This window comes from Dactylosporangium maewongense (genome assembly GCF_039531485.1).
GTDB lineage: Bacteria > Actinomycetota > Actinomycetes > Mycobacteriales > Micromonosporaceae > Dactylosporangium > Dactylosporangium maewongense.
Map to the genome: position 1 here is coordinate 1 of NZ_BAAAQD010000003.1, position 13,650 is coordinate 13,650.

16 protein-coding genes and 2 tRNA genes are annotated in these 13,650 nt (G+C 70.1%); 10 read left to right on the plus strand and 8 right to left on the minus strand.

Annotated features, from left to right (window positions below):
* The first annotated feature begins 695 nt into the window (after positions 1 to 695).
* Positions 696 to 908 (plus strand): hypothetical protein, encoded by a 213-nt coding sequence (locus ABD332_RS09665; RefSeq protein WP_344501468.1) that lies wholly within the window; start codon positions 696 to 698, stop codon positions 906 to 908.
* Positions 909 to 942: 34 nt separating this feature from the next.
* Here ABD332_RS09665 and ABD332_RS09670 read toward each other — a convergent pair whose 3' ends face one another.
* From ABD332_RS09670 to ABD332_RS09700, 7 genes are all read right to left on the minus strand, one after another.
* Positions 943 to 1,737, minus strand: a complete 795-nt coding sequence (locus tag ABD332_RS09670) for a carbon-nitrogen hydrolase family protein (RefSeq protein WP_344501469.1) — start codon at positions 1,735 to 1,737, stop codon at positions 943 to 945.
* A gap of 16 nt (positions 1,738 to 1,753) precedes the next feature.
* On the minus strand, positions 1,754 to 2,587 hold the full coding sequence (locus ABD332_RS09675) for an EamA family transporter (protein WP_344501470.1): 834 nt from the start codon (positions 2,585 to 2,587) through the stop codon (positions 1,754 to 1,756).
* Between the two features lie 164 nt (positions 2,588 to 2,751).
* Positions 2,752 to 4,047 (minus strand): ATP-dependent Clp protease ATP-binding subunit ClpX, encoded by a 1,296-nt coding sequence (clpX, locus tag ABD332_RS09680; protein WP_344501471.1) that lies wholly within the window; start codon positions 4,045 to 4,047, stop codon positions 2,752 to 2,754.
* A gap of 273 nt (positions 4,048 to 4,320) precedes the next feature.
* Positions 4,321 to 4,980 carry an ATP-dependent Clp protease proteolytic subunit gene (locus ABD332_RS09685; RefSeq protein ID WP_344501472.1) on the minus strand — a complete coding sequence of 220 codons (660 nt, stop codon included), beginning with the start codon at positions 4,978 to 4,980 and terminating at the stop codon, positions 4,321 to 4,323.
* 11 nt (positions 4,981 to 4,991) lie between these two features.
* Positions 4,992 to 5,642: an ATP-dependent Clp protease proteolytic subunit gene (locus ABD332_RS09690; protein ID WP_344501473.1), complete on the minus strand. Its 651-nt coding sequence runs from the start codon at positions 5,640 to 5,642 to the stop codon at positions 4,992 to 4,994.
* A gap of 174 nt (positions 5,643 to 5,816) precedes the next feature.
* The gene (gene tig / locus ABD332_RS09695) at positions 5,817 to 7,187 is read right to left on the minus strand and encodes a trigger factor (RefSeq protein WP_344501474.1); all 1,371 of its coding nucleotides are present in this window, start codon (positions 7,185 to 7,187) and stop codon (positions 5,817 to 5,819) included.
* A 75-nt stretch (positions 7,188 to 7,262) separates the two neighbouring features.
* Positions 7,263 to 7,336, minus strand: a tRNA-Pro gene (locus ABD332_RS09700).
* Positions 7,337 to 7,478: 142 nt separating this feature from the next.
* Here ABD332_RS09700 and ABD332_RS09705 point away from each other — a divergent pair.
* A tRNA-Gly gene (locus ABD332_RS09705) sits at positions 7,479 to 7,549 on the plus strand.
* Between the two features lie 236 nt (positions 7,550 to 7,785).
* Here ABD332_RS09705 and ABD332_RS09710 read toward each other — a convergent pair.
* Positions 7,786 to 8,598 carry an SDR family oxidoreductase gene (locus tag ABD332_RS09710; protein WP_344501475.1) on the minus strand — a complete coding sequence of 271 codons (813 nt, stop codon included), beginning with the start codon at positions 8,596 to 8,598 and terminating at the stop codon, positions 7,786 to 7,788.
* A gap of 128 nt (positions 8,599 to 8,726) precedes the next feature.
* Here ABD332_RS09710 and ABD332_RS09715 point away from each other — a divergent pair, with 128 nt between their 5' ends.
* From ABD332_RS09715 to ABD332_RS09750, 8 genes are all read left to right on the plus strand, one after another.
* On the plus strand, positions 8,727 to 9,374 hold the full coding sequence (locus ABD332_RS09715; RefSeq protein ID WP_344501476.1) for a DUF2625 family protein: 648 nt from the start codon (positions 8,727 to 8,729) through the stop codon (positions 9,372 to 9,374).
* Positions 9,375 to 10,127, plus strand: a complete 753-nt coding sequence (locus tag ABD332_RS09720; RefSeq protein ID WP_344501477.1) for an alpha/beta fold hydrolase — start codon at positions 9,375 to 9,377, stop codon at positions 10,125 to 10,127.
* An 11-nt stretch (positions 10,128 to 10,138) separates the two neighbouring features.
* A complete protein-coding gene (locus tag ABD332_RS09725; RefSeq protein ID WP_344501898.1) occupies positions 10,139 to 10,540 on the plus strand; it encodes a YciI family protein in 402 nt (133 codons plus the stop codon).
* Positions 10,524 to 11,711 (plus strand): RNA polymerase sigma factor, encoded by a 1,188-nt coding sequence (locus ABD332_RS09730; protein ID WP_344501478.1) that lies wholly within the window; start codon positions 10,524 to 10,526, stop codon positions 11,709 to 11,711. Before ABD332_RS09725 ends, ABD332_RS09730 begins: the two co-directional genes overlap by 17 nt.
* 90 nt (positions 11,712 to 11,801) lie before the next feature.
* Positions 11,802 to 11,957: a hypothetical protein gene (locus ABD332_RS09735; protein ID WP_344501479.1), complete on the plus strand. Its 156-nt coding sequence runs from the start codon at positions 11,802 to 11,804 to the stop codon at positions 11,955 to 11,957.
* Between the two features lie 99 nt (positions 11,958 to 12,056).
* Positions 12,057 to 12,491, plus strand: coding sequence for a hypothetical protein (locus tag ABD332_RS09740; protein WP_344501480.1), 435 nt, complete (start codon positions 12,057 to 12,059; stop codon positions 12,489 to 12,491).
* A gap of 48 nt (positions 12,492 to 12,539) precedes the next feature.
* Positions 12,540 to 12,731: a hypothetical protein gene (locus ABD332_RS09745; RefSeq protein ID WP_344501481.1), complete on the plus strand. Its 192-nt coding sequence runs from the start codon at positions 12,540 to 12,542 to the stop codon at positions 12,729 to 12,731.
* Positions 12,732 to 12,845: 114 nt separating this feature from the next.
* On the plus strand, positions 12,846 to 13,643 hold the full coding sequence (locus ABD332_RS09750) for a hypothetical protein (RefSeq protein ID WP_344501482.1): 798 nt from the start codon (positions 12,846 to 12,848) through the stop codon (positions 13,641 to 13,643).
* Positions 13,644 to 13,650 lie beyond the last annotated feature (7 nt).

Here is a 13,650-nt window from a genome sequence, read left to right on the forward strand (position 1 = left end):
GGCAACAAACAATCGTTTGTCACCAAAGGAATCCTCGGACACGACAACAAAGCCATGTCACGGGGTCAATCAATTGGCACTGGCTTAACAAGCACCCTGTTGAGTTCTCAAACAACCAACACACACCGCTGAAGCTCGCTCAGTTGAGCTTGCCTCATCCGGGGCAACTTCTCTACTTTACCAGGTCGCTCGCCGTTGTCAAGTCCGTATTTCCGGGCTATTCAACTTCAAGCGGCTTCCCGAGCATAACAAGGACACCGTTTCCGGTGATCTTGTTTCGGGAGATCCAGTAGGACCGGCCGGCACTGGAGCGTGTCGCTCGCTTGCCCGCCCGGCTCCCTGCCGGCTTTGTTACTTTACCAGCTCGTTCCTGCCTGTCAAGTTCGCGTTATCCGCTTGTCGACCTTCTGGAACGTTTCCCGCACACGCCAGCCACACCGTTTCCGGTGTGGAGACCTGCTCGGGATTCCGACTGGACCGGCCGGCTCGAGCCTCTCGGCTTTCACCCGCCCGGCTCCCTGCCGGCTGGATCAACTTACCTGGCCGGCTTCGCGATCGCAAATCCGGCTTACACCGGTTGAAACCGCACCACCCAGGAAGAAGTCCGGCGAACCGGTCGTTTCCGACCAGTCCCTCGGACCTGGAGAACCGTACGGGGAACGGCGAACCCGCGTCAAATCGGGGAGGATGACGGCATGACGCCGAGCCCCCACGCGGACGCACTGCTGGACATGCTCTTCCCGCTGTGGCAGTTCGTCATCGGGATCGCCGTGGCGTTGTTCGTGGTCGTGGCCACCTATCGGCTGGCGATGCGCGGGCCTTCACGGATGCGGGCCGCGATGCTCGTCACGGGCGCGGCGATCGTCGGGATCACCGTCGTCGGCATCCTGAGCAACCGCCACGCCTGACCCGGCGGCAACCGCCGGGCCGGCGCGGGGAGGGTCAGAGCCGGCGGTTGGCCAGGCTCGGCAACGTGGCGCGGATCTCCGCGAGCCGCGCGAAGTCGAGATCGGCGAACGTGACGCCCACGACATCGGGCGCCAGGGCGACGACCGTCCCCCAGGGGTCGATCACCATGCTGCGCCCGAAGCAGGTGCGGTCGGGGTCGTGGTTGCCGACCTGCCCGGCGGCCAGCACATAGCACTGGTTCTCGATCGCGCGGGCACGCAGCAGCGGCTCCCAGTGGTCGCGGCCCGTGTGGAGCATGAACGCCGCCGGCACCACGAGCACCGTCGCACCGTCGATCGCCAGCTGCCGGTACAACTCGGGGAAACGAAGGTCGTAGCAGATCGACAGGCCGAGAACGGCCTCGTCGACGTCGAGCAGCGTGGTCTGCGTGCCGGGCGCCACCGTCGCGGACTCGTGATAGGAGACGCGACCGGGGATCTCGACGTCGTAGAGGTGGATCTTCCGGTAGGTGCCGGCGAGTCCGCCCTGGCGGTCGAAGACGAGCGTGGTGTTGTACGTGTGCTCGGGGTCGGGCCCGACCTCGTGGAAGGAGCCGGCGTGCACCCACATCCCGAGCTCGCGCGCGGCGTCGGCGAAGAAGGCCGCGAACTCCCCGTCGATCGCCTCCGGCTTCGGCGCCCCGTCGGCGCGGCCGAGGTAGTCCACGTACTCCGGAAGCACCGCCAGATCCGCACCGCCCGCGGCGGCACGCTCCAGCAGGGTCCTGGCCACCCTCAGGTTGTCGGCCCGGTCGTCACGGGCGTTCAGTTGACACACCGCTACGCGCATACCCTCAGCCTATCGATCAGGCGGCGGTCAGGACGAGAGCAGCGGCGGCCAGACCGAGCCCGGTGATCTGCAGCGGCCGCATCCGCTCCCGGTCGACGGCCATCGCGAGGAAGACCGTGCTCACCGGGTACAGCGACGCGATCGGCGCGGTGATGCTCAGCATGCCCCCGCGGACGGCCACGAGGTAGAACGCGTTGGCGGTCACGTCGAACGCGCCGGCGGTGCTCGCGAGCGCCACCGACGTCCGGTCCATCCGCAGCGGCACGCGCATGACGCGCATCGCCACGAGGAGCCCGGCGACCCCGGCGACGCGGCCCGACAGCAGCGGCCACATCCCGGACGCGTGCGACGTCTGGGCGATGAGGGTGAAGTACCCACCGAACAGCAGCCCGGCGCCGAGCGCGGCGACGATCGTCCCCCGCGGGACGGTGACGCCGCCGGTCGGGCCGGCGCTGACGAGCGTGATGGCGACGACGGCGAGCACCGCGCCGCACAGGGCGAGCGCCGACGGGCGCCGGTCCAGGACGAGGCCGAGCAGCAGCGGCACCGCGGCCGTCGTCGTGGCGGTCAGCGGCGCGACGACCGACATGGCGCCGCCGGCGAGACCGCGGTAGAAGACGACGAGACCCGCGACGCCGACGACGCCGGCCGCGGCGCCCCACGTGAGGTCGGCGGCTGCCGGCAGGCCCGGGCGGGTGACGATCAGCCAGCCGACGACCAGTGGGATGCCGGCCAGCTCGGCCACGAGCGCGATGCCGAACGAGTCGGTGCGCTGACTCGCCTTGCCGCCGGCGAAGTCACCCGCACCCCAGACGAGCGCGGACACGGCGGCGAAGACGAGTGACAACACGCCGAGAACGCTATTGGTTGTTATCGTGCACCGCCACCGCGTTTTCCGTCGCGTTGCTGGCAGTGTGATCCGTATTCCGTTGCTCAGGTCGTACACATGCCGCAAACGCCACAAAGAGAAGCGCCGCCCACCCGTGGGGGTGGACGGCGCCGCGTCTCGTGCGGCTAGGCCGACTTCTCCTCGCGGTCCGCGCGGCGGCGGCCGGCCCGGTGGGCGGCGAGGTCGCGGGGAACGATGGTCGGGATGACCTTCTCGAGGACGACCTCGCGGGTGATCAGCACGCGGGCGATGTTGGGGTTGCTGGGCACCTCGTACATCACGCTGAGGAGCACTTCCTCCATGATCGCGCGGAGGCCGCGGGCGCCGGTGCCTCGGAGGATCGCCTGGTCGGCGATCGACTCGAGGGCCTCGGCGTTGAACTCCAGCTCGACGCCGTCGAGCTCGAACAGGCGCTGGTACTGCCGGACGAGCGCGTTGCGCGGCTCGGTGAGGATCTTGACCAGTGCGTCGCGGTCGAGGCTCTTGACGCTGGTGATCACGGGGAGGCGGCCGATGAACTCGGGGATGAGCCCGAACTTCAGCATGTCCTCCGGCATCACGTCGCCGAAGCTGTCGTCGAGCGTGCGGTCGGTGATCGAGCGCAGGTTGGCGCCGAAGCCGGTGCCGCCCTTGCCGACGCGTGCCTGGACGATCCGGTCGAGCCCCGCGAACGCGCCACCGCAGATGAACAGCACGTTGGACGTGTCGATCTGGATGAACTCCTGGTGCGGGTGCTTGCGGCCGCCCTGCGGCGGCACGTTGGCGACCGTGCCCTCGATGATCTTCAGCAGCGCCTGCTGCACGCCCTCGCCGGACACGTCCCTGGTGATGCTGGGGTTTTCCGACTTGCGGGCGATCTTGTCGACCTCGTCGATGTAGACGATGCCGGTCTCGGCGCGGCGGATGTCGTAGTCCGCGGCCTGGATCAGCTTCAGCAGGATGTTCTCGACGTCCTCGCCGACATAGCCGGCCTCGGTGAGCGCCGTGGCGTCCGCGATCGCGAACGGCACGTTGAGCATCCGGGCCAGGGTCTGCGCCAGGTGGGTCTTGCCGCAGCCTGTGGGGCCGATCAGCAGGATGTTGGACTTCGCGAGCTCGACGCCGTCGCTGGAGTTGCCGCCGGACTCGGCCTGGACCCGCTTGTAGTGGTTGTAGACCGCCACCGCGAGGGCCTTCTTGGCCTGGTCCTGCCCGACCACGTACTGGTCGAGGAAGGCGCAGATCTCCATCGGCTTGGGCAGCTCGTCGAACTTGACGTCACCCGACTCGGCGAGCTCTTCCTCGATGATCTCGTTGCAGAGGTCGATGCACTCGTCGCAGATGTAGACGCCCGGTCCTGCGATCAGCTTCTTCACCTGCTTCTGCGACTTGCCGCAGAAGGAACATTTCAGTAGGTCGCCGCCGTCGCCGATCCGTGCCACCTACGATCTCCCTGCATTCGGCCGGACTGACTGCCCGGATCGCGTCGCGCCTGTGCTTCGCGCTTTGCGCGCTTTGCGCTTTTGTTCAGCTCACGTGCGCGGCTTGCTGCCGGTCGCCGCTTGCGTCTTGCGTCGTGCGTGTTGCTTCGTGCTGCCTCGACGTTACCTGGTGGTCGGCCGTATTCCGACCCCCTGAGCGGTGGTGTCTTTCCGGATGGCCACATCGGCCCGCCAGACCGTGAGGTGAGGCGGGCCGACCGTGAACCTTGTGGGCTACGCCCCGGAAGCGACCAGCGCCGACTTCTTGCGGCTGACCAGGATGTTGTCGACCAGACCGTACTCCTTGGCCTCGTCGGCCGTCAGGATCTTGTCGCGGTCGATGTCCTTGCGGACCTTGTCGATCGGCTGCCCGGTGTGCCGGGACACCATCTCCTCGAGGTTCGTGCGCATCCGCATGATCTCGCGGGCCTGGATCTCGATGTCGGACCCCTGCCCGTAGCCGCCCTCGGTGGCCGGCTGGTGGATGATGATCCGCGAGTTGGGCAGGGCCAGCCGCTTGCCGGGCGTGCCGGCCGAGAGCAGGACCGCTGCGGCGCTCGCCGCCTGGCCGAGGCAGACCGTCTGGATGTCGGGCCGCACGTACAGCATCGTGTCGTAGATCGCCGTCATGGCCGTGAACGAGCCACCGGGCGAGTTGATGTACATGATGATGTCGCGGTCCGGCTCGTTGCTCTCCAGCGTCAGCAGCTGCGCCATCACGTCGTTGGCCGACGCGTCGTCGATCTGCACGCCGAGGAAGATGATCCGGTCCTCGAACAGCTTGTTGTACGGGTTGGTCTCCTTGATCCCGTACGACGTGCGCTCCACGTAGGACGGGAGGATGTAACGGTTGTGCACCTCGCGCATCGCCGGGGGCAGGCTCAGATCGGTCATCGCTTCGCTCCTCAAGCCAGGGTTCCGGCGCCTTCCGGAGCCTGCTGGGCCCCGGTGATCACCTTGTCGATGAAGCCGTAGTCGCGCGCCTCTTCGGCGGTGAACCAGCGGTCGCGGTCGGAGTCGGATTCGATCTGGTCCAGGCTCTGCCCCGTGTGGAACGACACCCGCTCCTGGAACATCCGCTTGGTGTAGAGCATCTGCTCGGCCTGGATGGCGATGTCCGAGGCCGTGCCGCCGATGCCACCCGAGGGCTGGTGCATCATGATCCGCGCGTGCGGCAGCGCCATGCGCTTGCCCGGCGCGCCGGCGCACAGCAGCAGCTGGCCCATCGACGCCGCCATGCCCATCGCGACCGTCGCCACGTCGTTGGTGACGAACTGCATGATGTCGTAGATCGCCATGCCCGAGTAGACGGAGCCACCGGGCGAGTTGATGTAGAGCCAGATGTCGCGCTCCTCGTCCTCGGCGGCGAGCAGGAGCATCTGGGCACAGATCCGGTTGGCGACCTGGTCGTTGACCTCGCTACCAAGGAAGATGATGCGCTCCTTGAGCAGCCGGTTGAACACCGAGTCGTCGAGCGTCAGGCTCGAGTCCGCGCCCCGACCGCGCCCCGAGGGCGCGGGACTGACTGGCGACGCTGGAATATGCAGGTCGGTCATGGCAGCCCTTCGCAAGAGTCTTGTACTTGCCGACCCTAACCGGTGTTGGGAGCGGGAGCTTCCCATGCTCACCGCATTTCGCTATGAGCGCACCGTGGTCGGCCGGGCCCGTTGTGCGTGCTTTGCCGCGTTGCGTGCCTCCACGCTGCGGCTCGGGCCCGGCCGGCTCCCAGATCAGTGGTTGTGACCCTCGTGGTCACCGTGGTCGTGGCCCTCGTGCTCGTCCACCGGGCCGCGCAGGTCGTCCAGCGACAGGGCGGTGCCCTCCGAGTCGACGATCTTCACCCGCTCGAGCACCACACCAAGCGCCTTGCCCCGCCGCACGTCGCCGAAGACCGCACCGGCGACGCCGGCCTGGACCAGCTGGTCGTAGTACTGCTGCGGGCCGACCCCGGCACGCTGCGCCCGGTGCACGATCTCGTGCCCGAACTCGTCGTCGCTCACCTGGATGCTCTCGGCGTCGGCCAGGGTGTCGAGCACCAGCTGCACCTTCACGCCCTCGACGGCCGCCTCGTTGAGCTCGGCGTCCATCTCTTCCTCGGTCTTGCCCTCGGTCGACAGGTAGTCCTCGAACGACGCACCGATGCGCTGGAGCTGGTCGTTCATCGACTCCTTGCGCGACTCCACCTCGTCCTTCACCACGCCCTCCGGCGCGGGGACCTCGGTGGCCTCGATGACGGCCTTCAGGGCCAGGTCACGAGCCGAGTAGAGCTGCTCCATCCGCTTCACCCGGGTCAGCCGGGTGCGCAGGTCGTCCTTGAGCTCGTCGAGCGTGTCGAACTCGCTCGCCAGCTGCGCGAACTCGTCGTCGACCGGCGGCAGCTGCTTGTCCTTGACCGACTTCACGGTCACCGACACCTCGGCGTCGCGCCCCTCGAAGTCGCCACCCACCAGCTGCGTGGTGAACGTCGTCGACTCACCCGCCGACATCCCCGCCAGCACGTCGTCGAGCCCCGGCACCAGCTGACCGCTGCCCACCTCGTGGGAGATGTTGGTGGCGCTGCCGCCCGGCACCTCCTCGCCGTCGACCGTCGCGACCAGGTCGATCTGCACGAAGTCGCCGACCAGCGCCGCCCGCTCCACCGTCTTCAGCGTCGCGAACCGGTCCCGCAGCCCCTTGAGCTGCTCGTCGACGTCCTCCTCGCTCACCACGAGCGCGTCGACCGTCACCTGGATCTCCGACAGGTCCGGCAGCGTGATCTCGGGCCGCACGTCCACCTCGGCGGTGAACTTCAACGGCTGCCCGTCCGCGAACTCGGTGATCTCCACCTCGGGCCGGCCCAGCGTCTTCACCTCGTGCTCACGCACCGCGGCCAGGATCTGCGTCGGGATGACCTCCTGCACCGCCTCGTTGAGCACGGCACCTCGCCCGACCCGCTGGTCGATGACGGCGGTCGGCACCTTGCCGCGGCGGAACCCGGGAATCACGACCTGCGAGCCGATCTCCCGGTAGGCCTTCTTCAAGCTGGGCTCCAGCTCGGCGAACGGCACCTCGATTTCGAGCCGCACGCGCGTCGGGCTCAGGGTCTCGACGGTGCTCTTCACAGAACTTCTCCTCATGGGTCGCGGTCAGCCGCTCCAACGGCTGGGGTGGACTGGCGGCTGCCTGGTATGTCCCGGTCGGGGTGGCGGGATTTGAACCCACGGCCCCTCGCTCCCAAAGCGAGTGCGCTACCAAACTGCGCTACACCCCGGTGCTGTGCGTCGGCAAGTGTATGCGTTGGGTCTGACAGTCCGCCGCTCGGTATGGCGGTGTCGCACTGCATGGACCCGCCATATGCCCTCCGGCGGAGGATTCGGTACGCTGGGAGGCGCACCCGGCAGCGCTGGGAGCACGCGGGCGTAGCTCAATGGCAGAGCTTCAGTCTTCCAAACTGACGGTGTGAGTTCGATTCTCATCGCCCGCTCTTAGCTCTTCAAGCAGGTCACAGGCTCCATCGTCCCACTGCCGCGACCTGCGCCTCTCACCCTTGGGCCGTTAGCTTCTCGCCCGCGCCCTGCTGATCCTCCGCACTCATCGCCCGCGGCGATCTCACGCGGCCCTGGTCGCTCGCGCGTGCCGGCGCTCCGGATCCCTGGTGCGCCGGCATCCGGGTTCCTCGTGCCTGTCAGGTCATCGACAGATCACCCCGTGCTGAGAAAGTCAGACGGAGACGGGGCGGGCGTTCAGGAGGGCGGTGTGGTCGCGGGCGGCGGCGTCGAGGAGGGCCTGCCAGGCGTCGGCGCCGATGGGGAGACGGGTGGGGCGGGCGTCGGAGGCGATCAGGCGCAGGACCTCGGTGGCGAAGAGGGACGGCGGGTTGGCCATCGGGAGGTCCTTCATGGCGCGGGTGCCGGCGAGCATGGGGGCGGTGACCGCGCGGTACGTGTCGAGGTGGTCCGACTCGGTCAGCGTGGCGCCCCACTCGGTGGCGAAGCAGCCCGGCTCGACGGCGACGACGTGGACGCCGGTGCCGGTGAGCTCCTGGGCGAGGGTCTCGACCATGCCTTCGAGGGCGTACTTGGCGGCGGCGTAGGCGCCCAGGCCCGGGTACGCGAGGCGGCCCGCGGTCGAGGAGACCATGACGACGTCGCCGTGGCCCTGGGCGCGCATGAGGGGCAGGACGAGGCGGGTCAGGCGCCAGGGGGCGAAAAGGTTGGTGGCGAACTGGGCCTCCAGCTCGGCGTCGGTGACCTCCTCGACGGCGCCGAAGTGGCCGTAGCCGGCGTTGTTGACCAGGACGTCGATGCCGCCGAAGCGGGCGACGGCGGCGTGGATCGCGTTGTGGCAGTCGTCGGGGTCGCGCACGTCGAGCGCGCAGGTGGCGAGCGTGCGGGGGTATGCCTCCCGGAGGTCCTCGAGCGTCGACGGCCGGCGGGCGGTGGCGAGGACCTGCTGTCCTGAGGCGGCGACGGCCTCCGCGAGGGCGCGGCCCAGGCCGGTGGAGCATCCGGTGATCAGCCAGCGGCGAGTCATGCCCGACATCGTGACGCTGAGTACGCGGCACAGGACAGAGCGAGAACGTGAATGATCGTCATTCATCACCGGAAATCCGTCGTTCGTGAATGCGAACGCGGCGGGGCGGGGCGTCGTACAGTTGCGGAATGCGCTCGCTCGCCGAGCTGATCTCCGAGGACCGGTCGGCGTGGGCCGAGGTCGAGGCGGCGGTCAGCGGGTCACCGTTCGCGGTGGAGATCCTGCCGACCGATCCCGACAGGGCGGCATCCAGCCTGGAGCGGCTCCAGGTCACCACCAAGTCGTGGCTCGGGTCGCTGGTGTACCTGTCCGGCGGGCTGGTCATCGACGACGGCTGGCTGCGGATCCTCGGCTCCGGACACCCCGAGCGGCGGCTGCCGGACATCCACACGGTCAACGCCGGGTTCGAGGGTGCGGGGCTGGTCGTCGCGCAGGACGTGATGGGCGGCGAGTTCGTGTGGCGGCAGGGTGACGGTCCGTCACCGTCGATCCACTACTTCGCGCCCGACACGCTCGGCTGGGAGGACCTCGGCCTCGGGTACACCGACTGGCTGTACGCGATGCTCGGCGGCGCGATCGACCAGTTCTACCTGAGCTGGCGCTGGCCGGGCTGGCAGGACGAGGTGGCCGCGGTGCCGTTCGACGCCGGGATCCACACGCTGCCGCCGCTGTTCGCCGCGGAGGGCAAGGACGTGGCCGAGGTGAGCCGCCGGCCGGTCCCGATGACCCAGCTGGTGAGCGTCCTGCACGACTTCGCCGACCAGCTCGGCGCGTAGGTGGAGCTGCACCATCGCGACCAGGGCCCGCGGGACGCCCCTGCGGTGGTCCTGCTGCACGGCGGGGGCAGCCGCGGCGCGACCTGGGACCTGTTCACGCCGGCGCTGATCGAGGCCGGGCACCGGGTGGTCGTGCCGGACCTGAGAGGTCATGGAAGCAGTCCGCGCTCCCGCCGGTACACGCTGAACTCCCACCGCGACGACGTGCTCGCGCTGCTCGACCGGCTCGGTCTGGACCAGGTGACGCTCGTCGGGCATTCGCTGGGCGGGTTCGCCGCGTCGCTGGTCGCGCAGGAGTGGCCGGACTGGGTCACGCGGCTGGTCCTCGAGGATCCGCCGGCGCCGCCGCGCATCTGCGAGGGCCGGTTGTCGCTGGGCCGGCTGTTGCTGCTGTCGATCGGGACCGCCGACCCGCGCCGCCGGTACGACCGGCTGGCGCTGACCTCCGCGATCGCGCAGCTCAGGCAGGCGCAACCGCAGTGGTGGGACGCGCTGCCGGCGATCACGGCGCCGACCCTGCTGCTGTCCGGCGGGCCCGCGAGCCACATCGCGCCGGCGCGGCTGGCCGAGGTCGCGGCGCGCATCCCGCGCTGTGAGCTGGTCACCCTCCCGGTCGGGCACCGCATCCACAGCACGGCCCCGGACCGGTTTCGCGAGACGGTCATGAAGTTTCTCGGCGATGCTGTCCGGGACGGCGCGCCCGCTCCGACGTCTCCGGCGTCACCGGTGGACGGTGCCGTTCGAGAGGAGTGACCGTGAAGTACATGATCCTGACGTACGCGTCGCAGCGGGACTACGACGAGATGGCCGGCAAGCCCGGCGACGCCCCGGTCTGGACCGCCGAGGACTTCGCCGCGATGGGCGAGTTCATGACGAAGTTCAACCAGGAGCTCGAGGCGGCCGGCGAGCTGGTCGAGACCCGAGCCCTGGGCGCCCCGGTGCACACCCGCCGCATCGGCGGGACGCCGCCGCTGGTCACCGACGGGCCGTACGCGGAGACGCAGGAGGTCCTCGCCGGGTACTGGATCGTCGACGTCGACAGCTTCGACCGGGCCACCGAGATCGCCTCCCGGCTCGGCCAGTGCCCCGCGCCGCCCGCGGCCGCCGCGACGGCCTACGCCGACGTGCGGCCGATCATCGAATCCGGCGATGAGATCGGTCTCTGAGGACGCATCAGGGGACCTGCTGCGTTCACTCGCGCCGCAGGTCCTCGGCGCTCTCGTGCGCCGGTACGGGCACTTCGACCACGCCGAGGACGCCGTGCAGGAGGCGCTCATCGCGGCCGCGGCGCAGTGGCCCGCCGGCGGCGTCCCCGAGTCCCCGCGCGGCTGGCTGATCACCGTCGCGTCGCGGCGGCTGACGGACCTGCTGCGCAGCGAGCAGGCACGGCTGCGCCGCGAGGCCGAGTGGGTGCCCCCGCCGCCGTCGGGCGCGGCGCACGACGACAGCCTGATCCTCCTGGCGATGTGCTGCCACCCGTCGCTGACCCCGCCCGACCAGATCGCCCTGACGCTGCGGGCCGTCGGCGGCCTCACCACCGTCGAGGTGGCGCGGGCGTTCCTGGTGCCGGAGGCGACGATGGCCCGCCGCATCAGCCGCGCCAAGCAACGGATCAAGGCCAGCGGCGTGCCGTTCGCGCTGCCGTCCGGCTTCTCCGGCGCCGTGCTGCACGTGCTCTACCTCATGTTCAACGAGGGCTACGCCGCCACGACCGGCCCGGACCTGCACCGGCCCGATCTGGCCGCCGAGGCGATCCGGCTGGCACGGCTCGTGCACCGGCTGATGCCCACCGACAGCGAGGTCGCCGGGCTGCTGGCGCTGATGCTGCTCACCGACGCGCGGCGGCCCGCCCGCACCGCGCCCGACGGCACCCCCGTCCCCATGGACACGCAGGACCGCACCCTCTGGGACGCGGCGCTGATCGCGGAAGGTGTCGCCCTCGTCACGGCGGCGCTGCCCCGCGGCCCGGTCGGCCCGTATCAGCTGCAGGCGGCGATCGCGGCCCTGCACGACGAGGCCCCCACCGCCGCCGAGACCGACTGGCCGCAGATCGTCGCACTGTACGAGCTGCTGCTGACCCTGACGGACAACCCGATGGTCGCGCTGAACCACGCGGTGGCGGTGACGATGGACTCGGGCCCCTCCGCCGGCCTGTCGCTGCTGTCGTCGCTGAGCTCCCTGGCGGGCGATCACCGTTTCCACGCGGTGCGGGGGCATCTGCTGGAGATGAGCGGCTCGCTCGCGGACGCCCGCGACGCCTACACGAAGGCCGCCGGCCTCACCGGCAGCGTGCCCCTTCGCCGGTACCTGCACACCCGCGCCGCCGCGTGCCAATGATCGGACGGTCCGGCACGTAGCGGGCGTTCCTCCTGGTCAATTCCATGATCCGGCTGATTTCGAACGCCTGTTCGACTACTGTCCCCACTCATGGAGATCACCTGCACCGCCGTGAAGCTCACCCCGACCGCCACCGGCGACGTCCCTGTCCGCTGCTCGAAACACCCCGACCACGTCGCTGCCGGCGACCCGGTCCACGAGTCCCGCGTCGGCGTCTTCCCGGTCCGCTGGACCTCCCAGGAATGACCGGCGCTGTCCGAACGTACTGGATCCTTGACTGAACGTGAATCCGATGACGTCCGCGCGACCGATCAACGATGGCGCTCCGCGGCGGAAGATCAGCGCATGAGCCGTCGCCGCCTCACCGTCGCCGTGATCGTCCTGCTCGCCCTCGCCGGCTGCGGCTCCACCGCGAAGCCGGGCACCCAGTCCGTGGCCGCGGCCGGCTCCGCGTCGCCGTCGGTGTCCGCGTCGGTGTCCGACTCTCCGTCTCCGTCTCCGTCTCCGTCCCCGTCCGCGTCGCCATCTGCGTCCGTTGCCGCGTCTGTACCGGCGACCGGCGTCCCCGCGCCGAAGACGACGACCGGCGCCGCGAAGCCGACCACGACGAAGCCGGCGCCTCCGAAGACGACCGCCCCGGCCGGCGGCGGCAACAACAACGTCCACCCGGGCGCCTTCTGCTCGCCCGAAGGTGCGATCGGACACACGTCGACCGGAACGCTGATGCGCTGCACCCGTAAGCCGGGCGAGGACCGCGCCCGCTGGCGCGCGGCGACCTGATCGCCGCAGCCCGGCGCGGGAGGCACCGCCGCCGCCTAGGCTTGATCCGTGCAGTCCGACCGTGCGAGCGAGCTCCGGGCGCGGCACCGGGAGGCCGGATCCCCACCGTGCGCCCACGCCGACCTCGCCAAGGAGTACTACCTCGGCGCCCAGACCGGCGACTACATCTGCACCGCGTGCGGGCGCGAGTTCGGCAGCGTCGCCGAGCGCGACGCAGCGGTGAAGAAGGACACGACCTGACGATCGCCTCGCCGCGATGCTTGACCTACGGCGAGGCATCCGCATGGACGGCGAAGCCTGCGAGCTGGGGCTGGCCCGCCGGCGGGACGGCGCGGCCGTATCGATGCTGGTTTGATGATCGGCGTGGCGAAGGATCTATGGTGGCGGATCGGTGTCCCCGCGGTGGGGCTGGTGGTCGCCATGGCGGTGGGGTGGCGGCTGGCGCACGGCGTCGTCGCGCCCGTCGTCGTCTGCGCATGGCTGCCCCTCGCCGCGTGGTGCCTGTTCGCGCCCCGCATCCGGGCGGCGCTGCCGATCGCGCTGGTCCTGCTCGCCGCGATCGCCACGATCCGGTGGACGCTGCCCGGGCAGCCCGGCGACCGGAGCATGGCGATCGTCGTGCCGACCCTGATCTGGTACCTCGTCCCCGGCGGTGTCGCGCTGCTGGTGGCGGCGACCCGGCGGTCCCAGCCGTTCCGGACCGTCCCCACGCTGGTCGCCTGCGGGGCGCTGGGGCTCGCCTGCGGCGTCGGTGTGCTCTCGTGGAACCAGGTCGGCGAACCGTCGCCGGACGAGCTGTTCCCGTTGCCCGCCGGGCTGACCGCGACCAGCGCCACCGGGCCTGACGGAGCCGACGGCTGCGACCAGGGCGGCCACGCCTGCTGGACGTACTACCGCGTCACCGGCACCGCGGGTGACTCCACCGCCGCCCTCACCGAGCGGCTCCGGCGGCACCTGCAGGAGACCAAGGGATGGGGCACCTTGGCGGTGCCGGGCGGGGCCTCGTCCGAGTCGTGCCGCCCGGTACGCCGCCTCGGCCAGTCCGCCACGACAGACCTCTGCGTCGCCGTGACGAGTGACCCGGCCGGCACCCCCGACCGCCCGGCCATCGGCGTGGAGCTGTCCATGTCGAAGATCGGCCGCGCGCCCTGAAGCTCGT

Excerpts from the sequence above, each read along its gene's own strand:
- ABD332_RS09750 (WP_344501482.1), top strand. The coding sequence starts at position 12,846 with ATGATCGGCGTGGCGAAGGATCTATGGTGGCGGATCGGTGTCCCCGCG.
- ABD332_RS09670 (WP_344501469.1), bottom strand. The coding sequence starts at position 1,737 with ATGCGCGTAGCGGTGTGTCAACTGAACGCCCGTGACGACCGGGCCGAC.
- ABD332_RS09690 (WP_344501473.1), bottom strand. The coding sequence starts at position 5,642 with ATGACCGACCTGCATATTCCAGCGTCGCCAGTCAGTCCCGCGCCCTCG.
- ABD332_RS09735 (WP_344501479.1), top strand. The coding sequence starts at position 11,802 with ATGGAGATCACCTGCACCGCCGTGAAGCTCACCCCGACCGCCACCGGC.
- ABD332_RS09740 (WP_344501480.1), top strand. The coding sequence starts at position 12,057 with ATGAGCCGTCGCCGCCTCACCGTCGCCGTGATCGTCCTGCTCGCCCTC.
- ABD332_RS09665 (WP_344501468.1), top strand. The coding sequence starts at position 696 with ATGACGCCGAGCCCCCACGCGGACGCACTGCTGGACATGCTCTTCCCG.
- ABD332_RS09710 (WP_344501475.1), bottom strand. The coding sequence starts at position 8,598 with ATGACTCGCCGCTGGCTGATCACCGGATGCTCCACCGGCCTGGGCCGC.
- ABD332_RS09730 (WP_344501478.1), top strand. The coding sequence starts at position 10,524 with ATGAGATCGGTCTCTGAGGACGCATCAGGGGACCTGCTGCGTTCACTC.
- ABD332_RS09725 (WP_344501898.1), top strand. The coding sequence starts at position 10,139 with ATGATCCTGACGTACGCGTCGCAGCGGGACTACGACGAGATGGCCGGC.
- ABD332_RS09715 (WP_344501476.1), top strand. The coding sequence starts at position 8,727 with ATGCGCTCGCTCGCCGAGCTGATCTCCGAGGACCGGTCGGCGTGGGCC.
- ABD332_RS09685 (WP_344501472.1), bottom strand. The coding sequence starts at position 4,980 with ATGACCGATCTGAGCCTGCCCCCGGCGATGCGCGAGGTGCACAACCGT.